Source organism: Allobosea lupini (assembly GCF_900109525.1).
In the GTDB taxonomy this organism is placed as follows: domain Bacteria; phylum Pseudomonadota; class Alphaproteobacteria; order Rhizobiales; family Beijerinckiaceae; genus Allobosea; species Allobosea lupini.
The window spans coordinates 66,897-81,088 of record NZ_FOAN01000014.1; the positions used below are offsets into that span (position 1 = coordinate 66,897).

Here is a 14,192-nt window from a genome sequence, read left to right on the forward strand (position 1 = left end):
TGAACGGTCCGGGCCGAAGGTCGGTCGCCCATGTAAAGACAAGGCCCGCAAAGAACGGTCCCTTCGCCGAAATCCATGCCTTGCCGGCCCCGCCGCAGCCTCATTCGACAATCCCGTCGAACCGTCGAAGCCCGGCGATATTGGAGTTCGCCATGGCCCTCGAACTGGCTCGCTTGCAGGCCGTGCCGAAACCCTGGGGGTCACACTACCTCCAGCCATGGAGCGGTATCGATCATCATGACGTCGCCATCGGCGAAATCTGGTTACAGCGCGACGATTCGGCTCTTGACCCCGCTCTGCTGCTCAAGTTGCTGTTCACACGCGAGGCGCTGTCGATCCAGGTGCATCCGGATGACGAGGCAGCCCACGCGATGGGGCTTGCCCGCGGCAAGACCGAAGCCTGGTATGTGCTCGCTGCCGAGCCCGGTGCCATGGTGGCGCTCGGCTTGCAGTCATCGCTCTCGCAGGCGCAATTGCGAGACGCTATCAAGGACGGCTCGATTGCCGAGCGCATGTCGTGGCGAACCGCGGTGGCGGGAGATGTGATCTTCGTGCCGGCGGGGACGATCCACGCGATCGGTCCGGGCCTCGTGCTCGCCGAGATTCAGCAGCGCAGTGACACGACCTTCCGCCTGTTCGATCAAGGGCGCCAGCGCGAGCTCCATATCGAGCTCGGTGTTGCCGCCGCCTATGCCGGACCAGCTGCAAAACAGATGCCGGCGCGCCGGCTGAGCGACGCCAGGACGCTGCTTCTGGCGACCTCGTTTTTCACCCTCGAGCGCTTCGAGCTTCCGCCGGAATCCCTATGGGAATTGCGCGCGCAGGCCGAGACCTGGCTGCTGGTGATCGCCGGAGAGGGCCGGATCGGGCCGTGGCGGGCGCACATGGGCGAAGGCTGCTTCGTGCAGGACGAGACAACGCATCTCGCCGCCGGACGAACGGGCCTGACCTGCCTGATCGCCTATGACGCCGCCCTGCCCAAGCGCGACCTTTTGCGGCCGATCGCAGCTCGAAACCCCACCATCCCGGCCCACAGCACGAGTCACCGGCCCCTGCTACTCGCCGCCCTGGCGAAAGTGCAGAGTCCAACCGTAGAGGCACGATCATGACCGCACTCGACAGGATCGCCTTCATCGGCAATTCGCTGCCACGCCGCTGCGGCATCGCGACCTTCACCACGGATCTGCAGCAGGCGGTCGCCGCATCGGCCCCCGATCTGGCGACCTCGATCGTGGCGATGAACGATGGCGACGGTTACGACTATCCAGGCTCTGTCGGGTTCCAGATCCGCGACGAGCGGATAGAGGACTATGCGAGCGCTGCCGACTTCCTGAATGAGGGCCGGTTCGACATCGTCTCGCTGCAGCATGAATTCGGCATCTTCGGTGGCGAAGCGGGCGCGCATATCGCCGGATTGCTGGCACGGCTGACGATGCCGGTTGTCACCACGCTTCATACCGTCCTGTCGAAGCCGAGCCCCGCGCAGCGCGGCGTCATGGAGCGGATCGTCGATGCCTCGTCGCGCGTCGTCGTCATGGCGGAGAAAGGCCGCGACATGCTGCGCAACATCTACCGGCTTCCCGCCGACAAGATCGAGGTGATCGCGCATGGCATCCCCGATTTCGCCTTTGTCGAGCCTGACGAGGCCAAGGCCAGGCTCGGTTTCGCCGGCCGCTCGGTGATCCTGACTTTCGGTCTGCTGTCGCCCAACAAAGGCATCGAGGTGATGATCGATGCGATGCCGTCGATCCTGAGACGCCGGCCCGATGCCGTCTATGTCGTCCTGGGAGCCACCCACCCCCATCTCGTCCGCGAGCAGGGCGAAACCTATCGCATCGGCCTGCAGAAGCGCGTCCATGAACTCGGCATCGAGGACCACGTCGTCTTCCTCGATCAATTCGTCGACCGCAAGACGCTGCTCGGCTTCATCGCAATGTGCGACGTCTACGTCACGCCCTATCTCAACGAGGCGCAGATGACCTCGGGCACGCTGGCCTACAGCTTCGGGCTCGGAAAAGCGGTCGTCTCGACGCCGTATTGGCATGCCCAGGAATTGCTCGCCGATGGCCGCGGCGTGCTGGTGCCGTTCAGCGACGTCGTCGCGACCGGCAACGAGATCGCAGGATTGCTGACCGACTCGACCAGGCGGCAGGCCATGCGCCGGCGCGCCTATGCCAGCAGCCGCTCCATGACATGGGAGCAGACCGCAAAGCGCTATCTCAGCACATTCGAGACGGCGCGGCGCAGCCGTTTGCTGAACGTGGTTGCGGGGACGGCGCAGGCAAGACCACCCCTTCTGCCTTCCGCGCCGCCGGAGTTGCGGACGGATCACCTGCACTGCATGTGCGACGACACTGGACTCTTCCAGCACGCCGTTCATTCCGTGCCGGACCGCGCACACGGCTACTGCGTCGACGACAATGCCCGGGCGCTGCTGCTGTCCTGCCTTCTCGGCAGCGCCGGCGAGCGGCACCTAGCCGAGCCTCTGACGGCGCGGTTCGCCTCCTTCGTTCAGCATGCCTGGAATCCGCAGGCGCGGCGCTTCCGCAACTTCATGAGCTTCGATCGGCGCTGGCTCGAGGAGGTCGGCTCGGAAGACAGCCATGGCCGGACGCTCTGGGCTCTCGGCGAATGCGCGCGCAGCGACACCAGCCCGTCACGGCGGCGCTGGGCCGCGGCGCTGTTCGCCGAAGCGCTGCCCGCGGCCGAGAGCTTCAGTTCGCCTCGGGCCTGGGGATTCGCCCTGCTCGGCCTCGACGCTTACTGCGCCGTGGTCGCCGCGCCATCCTCCACCATCCAGCTGCGCACCCTGCTGGCGGACCGTCTGCTCGCCCTGCTGTCGACGGTCCAGACGCCGGACTGGGTCTGGTTCGAGGAAGGGCTCTCCTATGACAACGCGCGGTTGCCACAGGCCTTGATCGCCACCGGGCTTTCGATGCAGGTTCCCGCCTATGTCGATGCCGGCTTGCGCTCGCTGCGTTGGCTGGTTGGGGTGCAGAGCACACCTGCCGGCCTGTTCCGACCGGTGGGTTCGGAGAGCTTCGGCGACAGGCTCAGCCCACCGAAGGCGTTCGACCAGCAGCCTCTGGAGGCCACGGCGACCATTTCGGCCTGCCTCGCCGCCTGGCGCGCCGATGGTGACGCGCAATGGCGGACGGAAGCATTGCGCGCCTTCGCCTGGTTCATGGGCGAGAACGACCTGTCGACACCGCTCGTCGATCTTGAAACCGGCGCCTGCCGCGATGGTCTCCACCGCGATCGGCCGAATGAGAACCGCGGCGGTGAATCCGTGGTATCCTACCTTCTCAGCCTCGCCGAGATTCGCCAGCTCTCCCGCATGAGTGGGGACCGCCCGAAACTGGCGCCGCTTCGGGTCTTGCACGCCTGAGCCTTCGGCGATCCGCACAAACCGAACTGGGGCCGCCTTGCCGCAAGCCACCTTCCTGAACCTGCAGGCTTTGCATCTGCATCCCGATCCCGCTCGGGTCGTGGTGCGTCGCTTCGGGCCCTCGCCCGATCCGCGCGACATGAACCCGACCGACAAGCTGCGCGCGAACCACATCGTCGCGCGCGTGATGGGGCTGGACCAGGAGGCGGCGGCAGGCCAGCTCGCCGAGGTGCTGGAGAACTTCAATGGCCGGCACCGGAACTTGCTGGAGCGCTTCGAGGCGCGCGCCGACGAGATGGAGGAGGTGTTCACCACGCATTGCAAGTTCAGCAGGACGCAACGCCAGCTGGTCGGATCCTATTTCCTGCACGAGTACTCGTTCGAGGCGGCAGCCCTCTTCAATCCAAGCATTGTCTCGCACCCCGACCAGTCCGGTGCTCCGCCTGGCGGGCGACGCTTCATCCTCAGCCTGCGCGCTGTCGGCGAGGGCCATATCTCGTCCCTGACCTTCCGCTCCGGCACGATCGCCGCCGACGGCAGCCTGAGCGTCGATCCGACCTCGCGCCTCGCGACGATCGCGACCTTCCGCAATCGCATGGTGCGCCTCGACGGCGACGATGTCGAAGTGGCGTTCGCCTCGGACGGCGACATCAGCGAGCGGGTGATCTTTCCGATCACGGCCTCGCAGTCGAACGGGATCGAGGATGCGCGCTTCGTCGAGTTCGATGAGGGCGGGCGCAGCGTGTTTCGCGCGACCTACACGGCCTATAACGGCAGGGGGATACGCTCCGAGCTGATCGAGACGAACGACTTCCTGTCGTTCCGGATGTCGCCGCTGCGGGGCAGCGCCGCCGTGAACAAGGGCATGGCGCTGTTCCCGCGCAAGATCGCCGGCCGCTACGCCATGATCGCGCGGCAGGACAATGAGAACCTCTATCTCGTCTATTCGGACGACCTGATGAACTGGGACGGCGGCGTCGCGATCCTGAAGCCGCAATACCCCTGGGAGTTCATCCAGATCGGAACTTGCGGCTCCCCGATCGAGCTCGACGAAGGCTGGCTCTTGTTCACCCATGGCGTCGGGCCGGTGCGGCGCTATGCGATCGGTGCCGTCCTGCTCGACAAACAAGATCCATCGAAGGTGCTGGCGCGTTCGCGCGAGCCCCTGGTCCGGCCGGAGCCGTCCGAGCGCGAGGGCTATGTTCCCAACGTCGTCTACACCTGCGGCGCGATGCGCCACCGGGACCAGATCGTCCTGCCCTATGCGGTTTCCGACACCTACTGCAATTTCGCGACGATCAGGATCGAGGCGCTGCTGCAGGCCCTGAGCCCGGTCAGCGCCGACGAAACGCATGATCTGCGGCAGGGCGCCTTCCCTGAGAAAGAGCACGAACATGACCCAAGATAAGCCCACGACCCACCGCTCGATCGCGCCGGGAGACATGGTCCGGCTGTCCTTCGGCTTCGCTGATCAGTCTGGTGCCGGTGACTACGAGATCGTGCGGATCATGCCGACGCGGGCGAGCGGCGAGCGCGAATACCGCGTTCGCGGCGCCGACGGCCATGAGCGGGCGATCGGCCATGACCAGATTGTTTCGGACAGCCCAGGATCGGTGCGCAGCCGCGTCGTGTGACGCTTGCTCAAGGCGCGTCTCCTACCCCACGCCGACCCACTCCGGAGAAGACACTTGGCAGAGAACTCGAAATCCCGCGTGACCGCAGATGCTGCGTTCCTGAGAACGCAAACCCAGTCGTTGTCGCGCAATCGCGTGCTGTCCGAAACGGACACCATCAATCAGGCGCGCGACGCCAACACGGCGCGCTTGAGGGCATTGCGGCTGCAGAAGGAGGCCGTCGACCGAGCCGCTGCAGCGTCGGCGCCCAAGCGCAAACGGCCCGTCTGACGCGCTTGATGACGGTCTCCGGGGACCGACCACTAGACCACGCTCCGGATTGGTTAAAGCCCGCCCCTTGAGTTCCTAGGATCGGGGGCCAACGAACGGAGATCGCTTGGACATCGACGTGACACGTAAGCCGGACGGAACGGCCTGGCTGCTGACCGACCTGCTGGGTCGAGCGATGGGATATGTCGAGGACAGGGCGGAGGGCGAATTCATGATCTACCCTGCCGGCCAGGCGATCGAAACGATGCAGGCCATGCGGCGAGGCCCATTCGGGTCGCTCGATGCCGCGCTGGCCGAGATCGAGCGCTTTACCCGGGGAACCTGCCGGCGCGTTGTCGACGATGAGCGGCCCGATTCCGATGACTGAGCAAGGCCGTCCAGCGGCGCGCAGACGCTGGCTAGGCCGAAACGGGCTTGGATCGCTTCGCAAGTCTTTTGATCGGGGTGTCGTCCGGCAGCTCGATCAGCTTCGCCTTGCGCGACGCCCTGGCCTGGTCGGAGATCGGCAGTTCCGACAGCGCCTCATCGATATGCCGGCCGGCCAGCGAACGCGCAGCCCGCTGCTGCCGCTTTCTGACGACATTGCGCGGAGCATCCGCCGGGAGCGACAGCTCCATGTCGTGGTCTCCGGCCGGCGGCCTCCCTTGCTCGGGGGCCGAATCGGGACGGATCGATGGAACCTTGCGGAGATTGGTCATGAAGAGCGAACTGTCGCCGCGGGGTTATTGTTCCGGTTTGCAGCGAGATTGCTGGGCAATCAGGCCGTTGTCTCCCGGCCGCGCGCGGTGAGGCGATGACGCCCACGCCATGGTGGCAGAGCGGCGTGATCTACCAGATCTATCCGCGCTCGTTCCAGGACAGCAACGGCGATGGGATCGGCGACGTCCCGGGTATCACGCGGCGGCTGAACTATATTGCCGAACTCGGCGTCGATGCGATCTGGATTTCGCCGATCTACCCCTCGCCGATGGCCGATTTCGGCTACGATGTCTCCGATTACTGCGACGTCGATCCTCGCTTCGGCACGCTCGCCGATTTCGACGACCTGCTGGCGCAGGCCCATGCGCGCGGGCTTAAGCTCCTGCTGGATTTCGTGCCAAACCATACCTCCGACCGGCATCCCTGGTTCGCCGAAAGCCGCTCCTCGCGCAGCAATCCGAAACGGGACTGGTATCTCTGGCGCGATCCTGCCCCCGGGGGCGGGCCGCCCAACAACTGGATCAGCGATTTCGGCGGCCCTGCCTGGGAATGGGACGAGGCCAGCGGCCAGTACTACTATCATGCCTTCCTGAAGCAGCAGCCGGACCTCAACTGGCGCAACCCGGCCGTACAGGCAGCGATGCACGACGTGCTGCGCTTCTGGCTCGACCGCGGCGTCGACGGCTTCCGCATCGACGTGCTTTGGCACCTGATCAAGGCGGCCGACTTCCCCGACAATCCGCCGAACCCGGCCTACGCACCAGCGCTCGGCGAGATGGATCGCCTGCTCCAGCTGCATTCGACCGACCAGCCCGAGGTCCACGACATCGCAGCCGGCATGCGTGCCCTCGCGGATGACGATCAGGCCGCGGGACAGGGCGAGCGCCTGTTGATCGGGGAGATCTATCTGCCGGTCGAGCGGCTGATGCACTATTATGGCGAGGGTCGGCCTGGCGTGCATCTGCCCGGCAATTTCCAGCTGATCGAGGCGCCTTGGCAGGCGCGGGCGCTGGCGGCGCTCATCATCGCCTACGAGGCGGCGCTGCCGCCTGGCGCGTGGCCCAACTGGGTCCTTGGCAATCATGACCGACCGCGCGTCGCGACCAGATTGGGAGGAGGCCAGGCTCGGGTCGCAGCGATGCTGCTATTGACCCTGCGTGGCACGCCCACCCTCTATTATGGCGATGAGGTCGGGCTGAGAGATGTGCCTATCCCACCCGACCAGGTCCAGGATCCACGCGAGCTACGCCAGCCCGGCAAGGGCCTCGGGCGCGATCCGGTCCGCACGCCGATGCCGTGGGACGCCAGTGCGCATGCCGGCTTCAGCACCGCTGCGCCCTGGCTGCCGCTCAACGCCGATTGGCCCGCCCGGAACGTGGAGCGTCAATCGGCCGAGCCGGGCTCGCTGCTGGCGCTGCATCGCCAATTGCTCGCGGTCCGACGCTACCATCCTGCACTGGCTATCGGTGATGTCGCGCTGCTGGATGCCGAGGGCGATATACTCGCCTATGAGCGCCGGCATGGTGCGGAGCGGCTGATCGTGGCGCTCAATCTCGCGGCGAAGCTGCAGCGCCTGGCCTTGCCGACCTGGGCGCATGGTTGCCGCCCCCTCCTGTCGACGCTCGCCGATGCAGCGCCGGTGCAGGACGGAGCTCTGCTCCTGCGGCCGAACGAGGGCGTGATCCTGACGCTCGCCGACTGAGCAGAGAGAAGGGGAAACCGATGCGTATCGCGATGCTGGCGCCGATCTCCTGGCGCACGCCGCCGCGCCACTACGGCCCCTGGGAGCTGGTGACAAGCCTGTTGACCGAGGCCCTGTTGGCGCGCGGCGTCGACGTCACCCTGTTCGCCACCCGGGACAGTCATACGGCGGGCACCTTGGCCGGCATCTGCCCGGCGCCGTACTCCGAAGACCCGACGATCGACGCCAAGGTCTGGGAGCTGCTGCACGTCGCCCATGTCTTCGAACGCGCCGGCGAGTTCGATATCATCCACAACCAGGCCGATTTTGTGCCGCTCGCCTTCTCGCGCCTGGCCAACACGCCGGTGGTGACGACGATCCACGGCTTCTCCTCGGAGCGCATCCTGCCGGCCTTCAAGGCCTATGAGGACCGGGCCCATTATGTCGCGATCAGCGCCGCGGACCGGCACCCCGATCTGCGTTATGCCGCGACGATCCATCACGGCATCAGGATCGAGGATTTTCCGTTCGATCCGGTAGGGAGCGAGGACCTGCTCTTCTTCGGCCGCATCCACCCCGACAAGGGAGCGGCCGAGGCGATCGCCGCCGCGCGCACAGCCGGCCGGCGGCTGGTCATGGCCGGCATCATCCAGGATCGCGGCTACCACGACGCGCAGGTCGCGCCCGCGCTCGAAAGCGAGAGCGTGGTCTATCTCGGACCAGTGGGCGGCAGCGCCCGCACGCAAACGCTCGGCTCCGCCAAGGCGTTGCTGCACCTGATCAACTTCGAGGAGCCGTTCGGATTGTCGGTCATCGAGGCGCTTGCCTGCGGCACGCCCGTCATCGCCTCCCGCCGCGGCTCGATGCCGGAATTGATCGAGCACGGCGTGACCGGGTTCCTGGTCGATAGCATTGAGGAGGCCGTGGCTGCGATCGCACGCCTCTCCGAGATCGACCGCGCTGCCTGCCGGGCAGCCGTCGCGGCGCGCTTCACCGTCGAGCGAATGGCCGATCGCTATCTCCAGCTATATCGGTCCATCCTCGGATAAACCACATGCGCTCCCGCCGGGCGGAGGCGCGCGGCTCCCAAGGGATCGCCACGGAGAAATAACGTGCGCTTTCCTCAGCCCTGGCCTAGGCTGCAACTCTGCTTCGACAGGACTCGCCTGGGTTCGCCCCCAGGTAGCCGCGGCAGCTGCTAGCCGGCCGCACTGCACCGAGCCCTTGCTCGCCCCTCCTGAGTGACATCCGCGCCCGCTGTTTCGCATGCGCATTTCAATGGGCGGCTGCCTGCGAGGCGCCCAGCTTCGGCCGGCACGACCCGAGAGATCGCGCCCCGCGATCTCCGAACGAGGACGAGAACGGCATGTCTAAAGGCGAACGACGCGGAAACCGAGAGGCCAAGAAGCCGAAGCAGGACAAGCCTAAACTTGCAGCTCCCGCCCCCAACAGTCTTTCCGCTGTGGTCGTGAAGGCCGCAGCGCCAAAGAGGAAGTAGCGTCCAGTGCTCTCGGGCAGCGGTCTGATGGACCGAGTTCATGCTGCGAGTGTCAGCGAACCGACAGGGACAATGATGATCCGTTTCAGCACGATCGAGCCGAAGCCGGCCGCAAACACCAATAAGCCGACGAACATCCCGACAGCCGCGCCGGCCGAACCCGCGCCGGCTGCCGGCAAGGTCACGCCGCGGCAAACCGACGTCCCCGGGAAGCCCGGGGGCCAGTCGCCGGGGGAGAAACGCGAGCACGATTAAAAGTCGGCAGCAGTCAATCGATGGTAGCTCTGGCGCTTGCGGGAATAGGCTGCCCCAGCAGCCTTCTGGATGGTCGCGAGATGGCCATCATACGCCCGCAGCATCGACGCTTCGCCCGGCCCGGCTGACGAGTCGATGCTGCGCAACGCTCCGAGCTCGACCTCGAATGCAATCTCCAGGGCCGAATCGGAGCCCCAGAAGCACACACAGTCCCGTGCGGCGTCATATCGCCGGATCGGATTGGGAAAGTGGAGGCTCATCGGATCATCCTCCAGGGTTGACCAGGTTCAGGCGCGCCGCCGGTGCGCTGGGATCGTTGTCACGCGACGCCGAGAGGCTGCGTCGCGCGACAAGGTGCAGGCCGGTCGCAATCCCGCGCGACGAATGGAGCCGGCTCAGGTTTTCGGAACGCCCAGGGCTGCCGCGCAGGCCTTGGCCACGTCCGAATCTGGCGAAGGACTCCCGGGCATTGTCGCCCATCCACCTTTCGCGATGAAATCCCCCTGCTGCCAGGAACTGATCTTCTTGAGTTCTACGAGTTGCTCGGTCGCGTTGGCCTGCTGCTGGAACTTCGCCACGCAGATCGGCGAGAGCGCAGCCACAAGAGCGGTGCTCGAACGTGCCCTGGCTTCTCGCTCCGCCGTGCTGTGCGTCACCCACCCGCCCCAGGTGAAACCGATGATCGCAAGGGCAATAGCCCCGCCGACGGCGCCCCAGGCGGCCGGCTTCAGTTCTGCTGGAATTTTCATGATGTCGGACTTTCCGAACCGGAAGAAAATCTCCCGTAGAAAAGCATATCACGGTTTGAGAGTGACTGATCATCATTTGATTCGATTCAATTATTTCTTCAACGACATATTTAGATGAAGCATCGGAATATTCGACGAGCCCCATTTTCTTCGATGATCGCGACGTGTCGATCCGGCATACGGGTCTCTGCGGCGTGCATCTGGCAATGGCCTGGCGCTGATGCGGCTATAGCGATCTGCCTGGCGTGGAACAGAGCTGCCCTTCACAAGTTGGGCTGAGATCGAGCGGCCATCGGGCCATCCACAATGCGCCGCAGGCGGCGCCCTGAAAGTACTATCCACATGACAGATTATACCGCCCGTGGCGTCGCCGACGGCACTGCTGCACGCGCGTCCTCCGCTGTGTCCTGGAGCGCTGTACTGGGAGGTGCCGTCGTCAGCGCGTCGATCTCCCTTATGCTCCTCGCCGCCGGCGCCGGGCTTGGCTTCACCTCCGTTTCGCCCTGGTCGAGCGCTGGCGTCACCGCCACGACGTTCGGCATCGCTGCCCTGGCCTGGCTGGCAATTGTTCACCTTCTGGCGGCCGGTGCCGGCGGCTATCTCGCCGGCCGGCTGCGCACCAAGCGCGTCGGTCTCCACACTGACGAGGTCGCGTTCCGCGACACGGCGCACGGCTTCATGACTTGGGCCGTCAGCGCGATTGTCACCGCACTGCTGCTGGCCTCGACCGCGTCTGCGATCATTGGCGGCACAGCACGGCTTGGCGCCAGCGCAGCGTCAGGGGTCGCATCGTCCGTCTCCGGCATGGCGGGCCAGGCGGCCGGTCGCGTCGATCTGACAAATCTGGACCCCTCCGCGTACTTGACGGATTCCCTGTTTCGTACCGACCGTCCGGCTCCGTCGTCGACCGACGCTGCCCCGGCCCGCGCCGAGGTCGGCCGGATCGTCGCGATGAGCATCCGCAATGGCGACATGGCGCCTGCCGACAAGACCTATGTCGCGAGCGTGATCGCGGCTCAGACCGGCATCAGCCAGCCTGATGCCGAAAAGCGCATCAACGACGCCATAGCCAAGACGAAGGAAGTCGCCGCCAAGGCCGAGCAGACGGCTCGCGAGACGGCCGACATTGCCCGAAAAGGCGCTGCTTCCTTCGCCCTGGCAACCTTCATCGCGATGCTGATCGGAGCGCTGGCTTCAAGCTATGGCGCAACTGTCGGAGGCCGTGCCCGCGACAAGGTCGAGGCCTGATCCCCAAGCCTGCACCCTTAAAACCTGGAGAGACAAACATGGCCACGACTGCACCCAAAGCCCTCGACGACATGTTCCATGACATGCTCAAGGACGTTTATTACGCCGAGAAGCAGATCCTGAAGGCGCTGCCCAAGATGGCGAAGGCAGCCAAGTCCCCGGACCTGAAAAAGGCCTTCGAGACCCATCGCACCGAGACCGAGAACCATGTCGAGCGCCTGAGCGACGTGTTCGAAGCGATCGGCAAGGCGCCCCGTGGCAAGACCTGCGACGCGATCCTCGGCATCCTCGAGGAAGGCAAGGCCGTGATGGAGGACTACGCCGACAGCCCGGCCCTGGATGCCGGTCTCGTCGCCTCCGCACAGGCGGTCGAGCACTACGAGATGACCCGCTACGGCACGCTCAAATCCTGGGCCAAGCAGCTTGGCCACAAGGAGGCGGTTGCATTGCTGGATGCGACCCTCGCCGAGGAGACCAAGACGGACAAGCTGCTGACGCAGCTCGGCGAGCCGGCCAACTCGGCGGCCGTCGCCAAAGCGGCCTGATCCGCAGAGGTATCAGGAAGGGCTCGCCGAGCAGTGTTCGGCGAGCCTTTCCTTGGCGTTGTCACATTGTCTGCAGGCGCCCTTGCTATCGACGTCGTTCCGTTATGGATTCGAGCCACATGGCGCGACTGGGAAAGGGCCTGAATTGCACCAGCCGACGCAGGGGCGCTTCCACTTCGATCGTGCCGAGCTTTGGGCCGATGGTCTGATCCATGGGCTTGGAATCGTGCTGGGGGTCGGCGCGGTCGCGTACCTGATCGTGCGCGTCGTCGCAGCAGCTCCTATCCCTGATGTGATTCCCGTTGCGATCTACAGCTGCGCGCTGATCGCCGTTCTCATCATCTCCGCCATCTACAACATGCTGCCGGTTTCGCCGGTGAAGTGGCTGATGCGGCGTTTCGACCATTCGGCCATCTACCTCCTGATCGCGGGAACCTATACGCCTTTCCTGGCGCGAATGGGCGAGAGTGCGGCGGCGCATGTCCTCCTGGCCGTCGTCTGGATCGCATCGGCTGTCTGCGTCGTGCTCAAGGTCGCCTTACCCGGCCGATATGATCGGCTGTCGATTGCGCTCTATCTCCTCATGGGCTGGAGCGGCATCTTCGCCTGGGAGAGCATCGTGCAGCTTCCGAGCCTCGCCTTATGGCTGATCGTGACGGGCGGTCTTCTTTACACGTTGGGCGTGGTCTTTCACGTCTGGCAGACGCTTCCCTTCCAGAACGCCATCTGGCACGCTTTCGTGCTCGTCGCCTCCGGCTGTTTCTACGGGGCCGTGTTTCAGGCCTATGCGATCGCTCCATCGAGCTGACGGCGCTTAGGGCCTTTCACGGAGCGGCATGCGTGTGTCACGATCGCCGCGAAAGCTCCGATTTTTGATTTGATCTCAATGTGATGTGCTACTGTTAGTCTCAGCTCCTCCGGCTGACGAAAGCAGGAGACGGAAATGGCGCATCACTATGACGTCGGCGACCAGGTCAGCCTGGCTTTCGGCTTTCACGACCAGAATGCCGTCGGGCTCTATACGGTCACGCGCCGCTTGCCCTCTCTTGTCGACGGCGAGCCTCAGTATCGCGTGAGGGGTCTCGATGATCGGGAACGCGTGATCGGTGAAGCGCAGATCAATGGTTCAGCCCGACAACGCAATGCGGATCGGCCTGCCCGGTCACGCCACCCAAACAAGCCACTAACCGAGATGTTCGGTCCTTCGGGCACCGAAAAGAAATAGACACGCAAATTTCTTGAAGGCCGTGCTCCCATTCCGGGCGATGCAGAAGCTTCTCTTTCAGCGAGCTGTTTCTGACTCCATCTGAAACCTCGGAAAATGCTGCCCATGGAAGGGCTCGCGATAATGCCGGCGTCATCTCCGCAGCGGATTGCGCTTTTCGGCGATCAGCCCATCATGCTTGCTGGCCTTAACGCACTTGTCGGAGCAGTCCCCGGTGCGACCATAATTGGCGTGCCATCGACGATGTTTGATGCGGTCGAATTCATTCGCTCGCAGAACCCCGAAGTAGCCATCATCTCTATCGGTACGCTGAGGCCGGCCGGTCTTGCCTCCGTAAGGCGCATTCTGGGCGTGTCACCGCTCATTCTGATCTTGCTTGTCTGCGACGATCGCGATGCGAGCGCGATCAAGGCAGCATTTCAGCTCGGCATCGCAGGTTATCTGCTGAATGGCGCTTCCAACGACAGACTGCTGCAAGCCCTAAAGGCTGTTCGGGCCGGCGGGCTGTACCTCGATGGAGGCCTGGCGGTGTCGATGCGAGAATTAAGACGCCCCATAGGCAGCCTGGAAAGTCGCCTCGACAACCCGGATGACGCACTGAGCGAACGCGAAATACAGATTCTCCGACTCGTCGTCTCAAACAATTCGAACAAGAGCATCGCACACCAGACCGGCTTGAGCGTCAGGTCAGTCGAAACCTATCGCTTCCGCGCCTGTAGGAAACTAGGTTTGTCTTCACGAGGAGACATCATGCGATATGGCTCGGATCGTGGATGGACGCTTTTTGATTGACGTCCTGGGGCCTTGGTCGCCGCAGGCCAGATGACTGTCTTTCCGGCAGCTCCATTTTATTGAGCATTGCGACATACTCGACGCGAGGCCGTTGGGTCCTCGTCACCGCCAAAATCCGCGGTTACCTCGCGGTTGCCGTCTCGTTGGTCCACGCTATTCCACCAGCGTCCGGCGGGCTCGCGCCAGTTCATCCAATGTAATCTGGAAG

The 14,192-nt window shown here is 64.6% G+C and carries 17 protein-coding genes; 14 read left to right on the forward strand and 3 right to left on the reverse strand.

The genetic code is table 11. The annotated features are described in order from the left end of the window. Positions 1 to 152 precede the first annotated feature (152 nt). The 6 genes from BMZ21_RS27600 (at position 153) to BMZ21_RS27625 (ending at position 5,659) form a co-directional block, all read left to right on the forward strand. On the forward strand, positions 153 to 1,109 hold the full coding sequence (locus BMZ21_RS27600; protein WP_208862386.1) for a class I mannose-6-phosphate isomerase: 957 nt from the start codon (positions 153 to 155) through the stop codon (positions 1,107 to 1,109). Continuing rightward, entirely contained in the window at positions 1,106 to 3,388 is a 2,283-nt protein-coding gene (locus tag BMZ21_RS27605) for a glycosyltransferase family 4 protein (protein WP_091842441.1), read from the forward strand. Before BMZ21_RS27600 ends, BMZ21_RS27605 begins: the two co-directional genes overlap by 4 nt. 37 nt (positions 3,389 to 3,425) lie before the next feature. Then, complete coding sequence (locus BMZ21_RS27610; RefSeq protein WP_091842444.1) at positions 3,426 to 4,796, forward strand: glycoside hydrolase family 130 protein; 1,371 nt, start codon at positions 3,426 to 3,428, stop codon at positions 4,794 to 4,796. Further along, positions 4,783 to 5,022 carry a hypothetical protein gene (locus BMZ21_RS27615; protein ID WP_143079830.1) on the forward strand — a complete coding sequence of 80 codons (240 nt, stop codon included), beginning with the start codon at positions 4,783 to 4,785 and terminating at the stop codon, positions 5,020 to 5,022. The genes BMZ21_RS27610 and BMZ21_RS27615 overlap by 14 nt, the downstream gene beginning before the upstream one ends. A gap of 54 nt (positions 5,023 to 5,076) precedes the next feature. Then, a complete protein-coding gene (locus tag BMZ21_RS27620; protein ID WP_091842449.1) occupies positions 5,077 to 5,292 on the forward strand; it encodes a hypothetical protein in 216 nt (71 codons plus the stop codon). Between the two features lie 106 nt (positions 5,293 to 5,398). Further along, on the forward strand, positions 5,399 to 5,659 hold the full coding sequence (locus BMZ21_RS27625) for a hypothetical protein (protein ID WP_091842452.1): 261 nt from the start codon (positions 5,399 to 5,401) through the stop codon (positions 5,657 to 5,659). A gap of 31 nt (positions 5,660 to 5,690) precedes the next feature. On the opposite strand, the gene BMZ21_RS27630 is transcribed toward BMZ21_RS27625, so the two are convergent. Then, a complete protein-coding gene (locus BMZ21_RS27630; protein ID WP_091842453.1) occupies positions 5,691 to 5,909 on the reverse strand; it encodes a hypothetical protein in 219 nt (72 codons plus the stop codon). A gap of 176 nt (positions 5,910 to 6,085) precedes the next feature. Between BMZ21_RS27630 and BMZ21_RS27635 the strand changes: the two genes are divergently transcribed. The 3 genes from BMZ21_RS27635 to BMZ21_RS27645 all read left to right on the forward strand — a co-directional run bounded on the left by BMZ21_RS27635 (position 6,086) and on the right by BMZ21_RS27645 (position 9,425). After that, complete coding sequence (locus tag BMZ21_RS27635; RefSeq protein WP_091842455.1) at positions 6,086 to 7,693, forward strand: alpha-amylase family glycosyl hydrolase; 1,608 nt, start codon at positions 6,086 to 6,088, stop codon at positions 7,691 to 7,693. Positions 7,694 to 7,713: 20 nt separating this feature from the next. Continuing rightward, positions 7,714 to 8,721 carry a glycosyltransferase family 4 protein gene (locus BMZ21_RS27640; RefSeq protein ID WP_091842457.1) on the forward strand — a complete coding sequence of 336 codons (1,008 nt, stop codon included), beginning with the start codon at positions 7,714 to 7,716 and terminating at the stop codon, positions 8,719 to 8,721. Between the two features lie 521 nt (positions 8,722 to 9,242). Continuing rightward, positions 9,243 to 9,425 (forward strand): hypothetical protein, encoded by a 183-nt coding sequence (locus BMZ21_RS27645; protein WP_091842459.1) that lies wholly within the window; start codon positions 9,243 to 9,245, stop codon positions 9,423 to 9,425. Here the strand turns inward: BMZ21_RS27645 and BMZ21_RS27650 are convergent. Both BMZ21_RS27650 and BMZ21_RS27655 read right to left on the reverse strand, forming a co-directional pair. Next, positions 9,422 to 9,685, reverse strand: a complete 264-nt coding sequence (locus BMZ21_RS27650) for a DUF1488 family protein (protein ID WP_091842462.1) — start codon at positions 9,683 to 9,685, stop codon at positions 9,422 to 9,424. The genes BMZ21_RS27645 and BMZ21_RS27650 overlap by 4 nt on opposite strands. A gap of 135 nt (positions 9,686 to 9,820) precedes the next feature. Continuing rightward, positions 9,821 to 10,174, reverse strand: coding sequence for a hypothetical protein (locus BMZ21_RS27655; RefSeq protein ID WP_091842464.1), 354 nt, complete (start codon positions 10,172 to 10,174; stop codon positions 9,821 to 9,823). Positions 10,175 to 10,516: 342 nt separating this feature from the next. Here BMZ21_RS27655 and BMZ21_RS27660 point away from each other — a divergent pair, with 342 nt between their 5' ends. From BMZ21_RS27660 to BMZ21_RS27680, 5 genes are all read left to right on the forward strand, one after another. Beyond that, positions 10,517 to 11,422: a hypothetical protein gene (locus BMZ21_RS27660; RefSeq protein ID WP_091842467.1), complete on the forward strand. Its 906-nt coding sequence runs from the start codon at positions 10,517 to 10,519 to the stop codon at positions 11,420 to 11,422. A 38-nt stretch (positions 11,423 to 11,460) separates the two neighbouring features. After that, positions 11,461 to 11,967, forward strand: a complete 507-nt coding sequence (locus BMZ21_RS27665) for a YciE/YciF ferroxidase family protein (protein WP_091842470.1) — start codon at positions 11,461 to 11,463, stop codon at positions 11,965 to 11,967. Between the two features lie 145 nt (positions 11,968 to 12,112). Continuing rightward, positions 12,113 to 12,775 carry a PAQR family membrane homeostasis protein TrhA gene (gene trhA, locus BMZ21_RS27670; RefSeq protein WP_091842472.1) on the forward strand — a complete coding sequence of 221 codons (663 nt, stop codon included), beginning with the start codon at positions 12,113 to 12,115 and terminating at the stop codon, positions 12,773 to 12,775. A 135-nt stretch (positions 12,776 to 12,910) separates the two neighbouring features. Then, complete coding sequence (locus tag BMZ21_RS27675; RefSeq protein WP_091842474.1) at positions 12,911 to 13,192, forward strand: hypothetical protein; 282 nt, start codon at positions 12,911 to 12,913, stop codon at positions 13,190 to 13,192. 105 nt (positions 13,193 to 13,297) lie between these two features. Further along, on the forward strand, positions 13,298 to 13,984 hold the full coding sequence (locus BMZ21_RS27680) for a LuxR C-terminal-related transcriptional regulator (RefSeq protein WP_167561779.1): 687 nt from the start codon (positions 13,298 to 13,300) through the stop codon (positions 13,982 to 13,984). Positions 13,985 to 14,192: the final 208 nt, after the last annotated feature.